This is a genomic window from Clavibacter sp. MX14-G9D (assembly GCF_032917815.1).
GTDB classification, from domain to species: Bacteria; Actinomycetota; Actinomycetes; order Actinomycetales; family Microbacteriaceae; genus Clavibacter; species Clavibacter michiganensis_K.
In genome coordinates this window covers 1-6,738 of the sequence record NZ_JAVCVL010000155.1, presented here as the reverse complement: position 1 = coordinate 6,738, position 6,738 = coordinate 1, and the positions used below count along the sequence as shown (strand labels likewise).

The 6,738-nt window shown below is 73.4% G+C and carries 7 protein-coding genes, 1 tRNA gene and 1 pseudogene; 7 read left to right on the top strand and 2 right to left on the bottom strand.

Annotation, left to right across the window (positions count from 1 at the left end):
- A partial coding sequence (locus Q6969_RS11695) for a prepilin peptidase (RefSeq protein ID WP_317230594.1) occupies positions 1 to 457 on the top strand: 457 nt, incomplete at its 5' end.
- A 123-nt stretch (positions 458 to 580) separates the two neighbouring features.
- Positions 581 to 1,066, top strand: coding sequence for a MarR family transcriptional regulator (locus Q6969_RS11690; RefSeq protein WP_317230593.1), 486 nt, complete (start codon positions 581 to 583; stop codon positions 1,064 to 1,066).
- Positions 1,067 to 1,084: 18 nt separating this feature from the next.
- Here the strand turns inward: Q6969_RS11690 and cls are convergent, their stop codons facing one another.
- Both cls and Q6969_RS11680 read right to left on the bottom strand, forming a co-directional pair.
- Positions 1,085 to 2,554 (bottom strand): cardiolipin synthase, encoded by a 1,470-nt coding sequence (cls, locus tag Q6969_RS11685; RefSeq protein ID WP_317230592.1) that lies wholly within the window; start codon positions 2,552 to 2,554, stop codon positions 1,085 to 1,087.
- A gap of 78 nt (positions 2,555 to 2,632) precedes the next feature.
- Positions 2,633 to 3,121 (bottom strand): YajQ family cyclic di-GMP-binding protein, encoded by a 489-nt coding sequence (locus Q6969_RS11680; protein WP_094117076.1) that lies wholly within the window; start codon positions 3,119 to 3,121, stop codon positions 2,633 to 2,635.
- A 142-nt stretch (positions 3,122 to 3,263) separates the two neighbouring features.
- Between Q6969_RS11680 and Q6969_RS11675 the strand changes: the two genes are divergently transcribed.
- From Q6969_RS11675 to Q6969_RS11655, 5 genes and pseudogenes are all read left to right on the top strand, one after another.
- Positions 3,264 to 3,345, top strand: a tRNA-Tyr gene (locus tag Q6969_RS11675).
- Between the two features lie 111 nt (positions 3,346 to 3,456).
- Positions 3,457 to 4,443, top strand: a complete 987-nt coding sequence (locus Q6969_RS11670; protein WP_317230591.1) for an aldo/keto reductase — start codon at positions 3,457 to 3,459, stop codon at positions 4,441 to 4,443.
- Positions 4,444 to 4,501: 58 nt separating this feature from the next.
- Positions 4,502 to 5,248, top strand: coding sequence for a YoaK family protein (locus Q6969_RS11665; protein ID WP_317230590.1), 747 nt, complete (start codon positions 4,502 to 4,504; stop codon positions 5,246 to 5,248).
- An 80-nt stretch (positions 5,249 to 5,328) separates the two neighbouring features.
- The gene (locus Q6969_RS11660; RefSeq protein ID WP_317230589.1) at positions 5,329 to 6,138 is read left to right on the top strand and encodes an inositol monophosphatase family protein; all 810 of its coding nucleotides are present in this window, start codon (positions 5,329 to 5,331) and stop codon (positions 6,136 to 6,138) included.
- A 225-nt stretch (positions 6,139 to 6,363) separates the two neighbouring features.
- A pseudogene (locus Q6969_RS11655) lies at positions 6,364 to 6,738 on the top strand (M23 family peptidase); the annotation flags it as partial.

Below are 6,738 nucleotides of genomic sequence, written 5' to 3'. Positions count from 1 at the left end.
GACCGCGCGCCTCCCGCTCGCGCTCCTGCTCCTCGCGGTCGGCCCCGTGCTCGTGGTCGCGGACCTCGCGGCGCACCGCCTGCCCGACCGCGCCATGGGTCCCGCCGCCGTCGCCGCCGCGGCCCTCGCCCTGGCCGCGGGAGGTCCCGGCCTCCTCGTGCAGGCCCTCATGGGCGGCCTTGGCGCCGTCCTCGTCCTCGCGCTCCTCCAGGCCGCGACGGCCGGGGGCCTCGGATCCGGGGACGTGAAGCTCGCGGGAGTCATCGGCCTGGTCCTCGGCCAGCTCGGCGCGGCGCAGGTCGCCCTGGGGCTCGCCGCGGGGACGCTCCTCGGCGGCGTCGCGGCGCTCGCGCTGCTCGTGGTCGACCGCCGACGGGCGCCGGCGGCGATCCCGTTCGGGCCGTGGCTCCTGCTCGGCGCGCTCCTGGTGGCCGCATCGCCCACTACGATCGCGTGAGCGTGCGGACGACCCCGGCCGATGGTTGCCTGTACGTCGGCATCGTCGTGCTCGGACAGGCGTACGGTGGAGTCAGTGTCCAAGACCCCGGCATCGACGTACTGACGAGCCAGAGGAAATGACATGGCGGATAGATCGCTCACACTGCTGCAGGACGAGACCGGAGTGCTGCTGGCCGCGGCATCGCGGGCCGTCGTCTCGCTCTACCGGCCGCTGCTGCAGCCGCTCAACCTGACCCACCCGCAGTACCTCGTGCTGCTGGCCCTCGACGAGGAGGAGCCGCAGGCGGTCGTCGACCTCGCCGAGAAGCTGCACCTCACCCCCGGCACCCTCTCCCCGCTGCTCAAGCGCCTCGAGGTGTTCGGCTACGTGACCCGGTTCCGCGACACGTCCGACGAGCGCCGGCTCTCCGTCGGCCTCACCGATGCCGGGCGCGACATGCTGCCCGTCATCTGGCGGGTCGGCGACCAGGTCCGCCGCGACATCGCGGGCGAGGAGGAGGGCGACTCGCAGCTGCGCGACCTCCTGCAGGGCGTGCTCGACCGGGCCATCGCCCACGAGGTGGGCGATGCGCGCACGGGTGCCGACGGCTCCGGCGTCATCGCCTGATCCGCGCGCCCCTCGGGCCTACTGCACGCCCGAGGTCAGGCGGGCGAGGTTGTCCAGCACGGTGCTGGTGCGCGTGCGGCGGCTCCACTCATCGAGCGTGAGCTCGCGGCTGCGCGCCCGGTAGCCGTCCTCGACGCGGCGCATCTCGCGCACGAAGCCGGGGCCGCGCACCATCAGCGAGACCTCCATGTTGAGGCTGAACGAGCGCATGTCCATGTTGCTCGAGCCGATGACGGCCACGTCGTCGTCGATCGTGAAGTGCTTGCTGTGCAGGATGTACGGGGCCCGGTACATCCAGATCCGCACGCCGGCGTTGAGCAGCTCCTCATAGTAGGAGCGCTGCGCGTGGTAGACCACGGGCTGGTCGCCGATCTCGCTCACGAACAGCTCCACGGAGAGCCCCCGCTGCACCGCGGTGGTGATCGCGTACCGCATGGAGTCGTCCGGCACGAAGTACGGCGACGTGATGACGATGCGCTCCTGCGCGTAGTACAGCAGCGCGTTGAAGAGCCGCAGGTTGTTCTCGCCCGGGAACCCGGGGCCGGACGGGACGACCTGGCAGTCGAGGTCCTCGTCGTCCGGGGTCGCCGCGATCTCGATCGGCTCCGTCTCGCGCACGAGCAGCTGGTCGGTCTCGGCGTACCAGTCGGTGATGAAGATCGCGTTCAGCCCGCTGACGATGGGCCCCTCGAGGCGCGTCATGAGGTCCTGCCACTTGAGCCCGCGCTTGCGGTTGACGACCTTGTTGTAGCTGCGGTGCACCATGTTCTGCGAGCCCATGAACCCGACGTGGCCGTCGACCACCAGCACCTTGCGGTGGTTGCGGAGGTCGGGCCGCTGGTAGCGCCCGCGCAGCGGCTGCACCGGGAGCATGAGGTGCCAGTCGGCGCCGATCGCCGTGAGCTTCCGCGTGGTGCGCCGGTAGCCGGGTGCCCGCAGCGAGGCGATGTGGTCGAGGAGCACGCGCACGGTGACGCCGCGTGCGACGGCGCGCTCCAGGGCGTTGAAGAACGGGGCGCTCGTCACGTCCCAGGCGAGGATGTAGAACTCGACGTGCACGTAGCGCGTCGCCTTCTCGACCTCCGCGGTCATCGCCGCGATCGACTCGTCGTACTGGCTGTAGAGCCTCGCCCGGTTGCCGCCCACGAGCGGCATGGCGCCGAGGGTCCGGTTGAGCTCGACGACGGAGTCGAGCCACGACGGCCAGGAGTGCTCCCGCGTCACCCGCTCGATGCCCTCGGTCGACTCGATGATGAAGCGGTTGATCTCCTGCTGCTTCTCGCGCCGGCGCCGCGGCAGCCGGGTGGAGCCGATGAGCAGGAACAGCAGGATGCCGATGTACGGCAGGAAGAAGATGGCCATGAGCCACGCCATGGCGGTCGACGGCCGGCGGTTCCGGGGGATGACCAGCAGGGCCGTGACGCGGACGATGAAGTCGACGACGAGCGCGAGCCCCGCGAGGATGAGGGTGGTCATCGAGGCATCCATCAGGCGGAGTCTAACCGGGGCGCCCTCGGGCAGACCGGGCGGGGGGCTCGACGGACACGCGCCCGGAGCCCCCGCAGGTCAGCGGAAGTTGACGAACTGGAGGTCGAGGTCGACGTCCGCGCCCTTCAGCAGCGCGATGGTCTGCTGGAGGTCGTCGCGGCTCTTGCTGGAGACGCGGAGCTCGTCGCCCTCGACGCGGCTCTTGATGCTCTTCGGGCCCTCGTCGCGGATGATCTTGCCGAGCTTCTTCGCGTTCGCCTGGTCGATGCCCTGCTTCAGGGTGACCTCGATGCGGTACTCCTTGCCGGAGGCGAAGGGGTCGCCCTCCTCGAGGCTCTTGAGGCCGATGCCGCGCTTGATCATCTTCGACTGGAGGACGTCGAGGATGGCCTTCACGCGCTCCTCGCTGGAGGCCTTCATGAGGATGGTGTCGCCGCTCCACTCGATGGAGGCGCCGACGTTCTTGAAGTCGTAGCGCTGCTCCACCTCCTTCTGGGTCTGGTGGACGGCGTTGTCCGCCTCCATGCGGTCGACCTTGCTGACGACGTCGAACGAGGAATCTGCCATGCCGACCATGTTAAGGGACGGCGGCGGGGGAGCGGCCGGTGCGCGGCCGGGGACGCGGCCGGCGCGATTTCGGTTCGCGGGCCGGCGCCCGCTATCATCGACGAGCGTCTCCGGTCCGTGATCACACAGGTCGGGTGCGCATGGCGAGTTACCCTAGCGGCCAAAGGGATCTGACTGTAAATCAGACGGCTCAGCCTTCGGGGGTTCGAATCCCTCACTCGCCACCCCATGAGGACGGCCCCGCGACGCGGGGCCGTCCGTCTGCCACGACGCTCTCGTCGCCGGCCCGCCCGTGCCCGCATCGCCGCGGACGCGCCCGACACCTGGACCCGCACATGTTCCCCGCCGCCCCCGGCCCCTCGACGCGCGCCCTCGGCACCTCCGGCCTCGTCGTCTCGACCCTCGGACTCGGCACCAGCGGCTTCGGCTGGACCGCCGACCGCGCGGAGGCGTGGGCGATCCTCGACGCCTACCGCGAGGAGGGCGGCACCTTCGTCGACACCGCCTCGTCGTACTCGCAGTGGGTCCCGGGGCACGCGGGCGGCGAGTCCGAGGCGATCATCGGCGGCTGGCTGGCCGCGCGCGGCTGCCGCGACGAGGTGGTCGTCGGCACGAAGGTCGGCAAGAGCCGCGATGCGCCGGGCACCTCGGCCGGCTCGATCCGCCGGGGCGTCGACGCGTCCCTCCGTCGCCTCCGCACGGACCGGGTCGACATCGTGCACGCGCACCTCGACGACACCCGCACGCCGCTCGAGGAGACCGTCGCCGCCCTGTCCGACCTCGTGACGGGCGGCAAGGCCCGTGTCGTGGGCGTCTCCGGCTTCACCCCGGAGCGCATCGAGCGGGCGCTCGCGCTCGCGCACGGATCCGGCGCGGTGCCCGTCGGCGTCGTCCAGGAGGAGTACAGCCTGCTGGCCCGCGACCACGCCGAGGGGCGGATGCAGGCGGTCGTCCGGCAGGAGGGCCTCGGGCTCGTCGCGCACAGCGTGCTCGCCAAGGGGTTCCTCACGGGCAAGTACCTGCCCGGGGCGCCCGCGGTCCCGTCGGCGCGCGCCCTCGACGCCGAGCAGTACATGTCGCCGGGCGGGCACGCGACCGTCCGGGCGGCCGAGGACGTCGCCCGGCTCCGCGGGGTGACGGTCGCCGAGGTCGCCATCGCCTGGGTGCTCGGCCGACGCGGCGTCGCGAGCGCGCTCGTGGGCGCGCGCACGGCCCGGCAGATCCGCCAGCTGATGCCCGCGGCGCAGCTCCGGCTCGACGACGACGAGGTGTCCCGCCTCGCAGCCGCCGCCGCGCGGGCGACGCGCGACCGGACCGCCTGACGCGCCGCCCGTATCCTGGGGCGACCGACGACCGACCGCATCACGAGGAGATCCGCCCGTGTCCCGTCCCTGGCCCGAGGGCTCCTACATCGCCGCCCTGCTCGTGATGACCACCGCGACCGGCGCCATCGACGGCGTGAGCTACCTCGCCCTCGACCGCGTCTTCACCGGGAACATGACCGGGAACGTGCTCTTCATCGGCTTCGGCCTGGTGGGGGTCGCCGACATCCCCGTGCTCAACAACCTCGTCGCGCTCCTCGCGTTCATGCTCGGCGCCGTCGTGGCGTCCCGCATCACCCGCCGGGCGCCCACGGACGTGCACCTGCCGCGCTCGTCGGTGTGGATCCTCGTGGCCGGCACCCTCCTGACCCTGGCGCTCGCCGTGGTGTGGCTCGCGGTCGGCGCCCTCGACACGACCGTGATGATCGCCATCACCGGGTTCCTCGCGCTGCTGCTCGGCGCGCAGGCGGCCGCCGTGAAGAGCATCGGCCTGCGGGACCTCTCCACGGTGGTCGTGACCATGACGATGGTGAACCTCTCCTCCGACAGCCGGGTCGCGGGCGGGACGGGCGCCGCCTGGGCCCGCCGCATCGGCGCGATCGTCTGCATGGGCCTCGGCGCCCTCGTGGCGGCGCTCATCACGACCCGGGTCGGGGGCGCGTGGGCGCTGCTCGCGGCCGGCGGGCTCATGGTGCTCGGCGTCGCGCTGCTCTGGAACGCGCGTCGCGTCGAGCGGAGGCGCCTCCGCGAGGGGGTGGACGCCGCGCCGGTAGTGGACGAGCGGCTCGGCGCGGCCCCGGCCTGAGCCGGACCCGGCGCCCGGCGGCGACCGCGGCCCCCGGCACCCGCCCCGCTGGCGCCGGGCCCCTCTGGCAGGCTGGGAGCATGACCTCCCCCGGTGACACCGCGCTCCTGACCATCGCCCGCGACATCGCCGTGCGTGCCGGGGAGCTCGCGCTCCGCCGCCGCCGCGAGGGCGTGGAGGTGGCGGCGTCGAAGTCCAGCCCGGAGGACATCGTCACGCACGTGGACCGCGAGACCGAGGACCTCATCCGGCGGGCGCTGCAGGACGTGCGCCCCGACGACGGCTTCCTCGGCGAGGAGTCCGCGGGCACGACGGGCACCTCGGGGCTCACCTGGGTGGTCGACCCCATCGACGGCACCGTCAACTTCCTGTACGGCATCCCCGCCTGGGCGGTGAGCATCGCCGTGGTCGAGGGCGAGCCGGATCCGCTCACCTGGTCCGCGCGCGCCGGCTGCGTGGTGAACCCCACCCGCGGGGAGGTCTACACGGCCACGGCGGGCGGGGGATCGGCGCTCGACGGTCGGCCTCTCGCCGTGAACACGGGCGTGCCGCTCTCCCTCGCGCTCGTCGGGACGGGCTTCTCCTACGCGGCGGAGACGCGGATGCGGCAGGGCCGGGTGGTCACCGACCTCCTCGGCGAGGTGCGCGACATCCGCCGCATCGGCGCCGCTTCGCTCGACCTCTGCGACGTCGCGGCGGGCCGCACGGACGCGTGCTTCGAGCGCGGGCTGAAGCCCTGGGACCACGCGGCGGGGGCCCTCATCGCAGCCGAGGCGGGCGCCCGCGTGACGGGCGCAGACGGCGGCCCGGCGTCCGCCGAGCTCCTGATCGCGGCGGCTCCCGAGCTCGCGCGCGCCCTCGAGGAGCGGCTCGAGCGCCCGCGCGCATAGCCCCTCCGACCCTCCCGGCGCATCCCCCGGGTGGCGCGAATCCCTTCCGCCGGTTAGCCTTTACCGATCCGTTACATTGCGACCGGGCTCGAACCGGTCGCACGCGCACGCCCCGACCCCCGTCGGCCGGCACCGCGCAGCACCTGTCCCTCGCACTAGGAGTCCTCCGATCCTGTCCGTCCTCCACGCCTCGCGTGCCCCCCAGCCCTCCGTCCGGCGGCCCTCGTGCTGACCCCCGACGAGACCACGGGGACCACGTACCCGACGCGACGCGAGCGCCGTGAGGCCGAGCGTCGAGCGGCCGGGGCGACGAGCGGATCCGCGGTGTCGGCCGTCCGCACCGAGGCGCCCGAGGCGCCCGTCGAGACGGAGGCGCCCGCACCCCGCCTCCTCCCCGTCGCCGTCGAGGCCCCCGCCGTCCCCACCACGCACCTCCCCGCGGACGCCGAGCCCGCCGTCCTGGCCGCCGCCGAGTCCGTGCCGCTCGAGACCCGCGCCCGCCGCATCCGCGCCGCGTCCGCCGCCGCCCCCACCCGCGCGGGGCCCGCCCCCGTCGGGGGGGCCGACCAGGTCACGGTCACCCCCCACGTCGACATCGAG

Excerpts from the sequence above, each read along its gene's own strand:
- Q6969_RS11690 (WP_317230593.1), top strand. The coding sequence starts at position 581 with ATGGCGGATAGATCGCTCACACTGCTGCAGGACGAGACCGGAGTGCTG.
- cls (WP_317230592.1), bottom strand. The coding sequence starts at position 2,554 with ATGGATGCCTCGATGACCACCCTCATCCTCGCGGGGCTCGCGCTCGTC.
- Q6969_RS11680 (WP_094117076.1), bottom strand. The coding sequence starts at position 3,121 with ATGGCAGATTCCTCGTTCGACGTCGTCAGCAAGGTCGACCGCATGGAG.
- Q6969_RS11670 (WP_317230591.1), top strand. The coding sequence starts at position 3,457 with ATGTTCCCCGCCGCCCCCGGCCCCTCGACGCGCGCCCTCGGCACCTCC.
- Q6969_RS11660 (WP_317230589.1), top strand. The coding sequence starts at position 5,329 with ATGACCTCCCCCGGTGACACCGCGCTCCTGACCATCGCCCGCGACATC.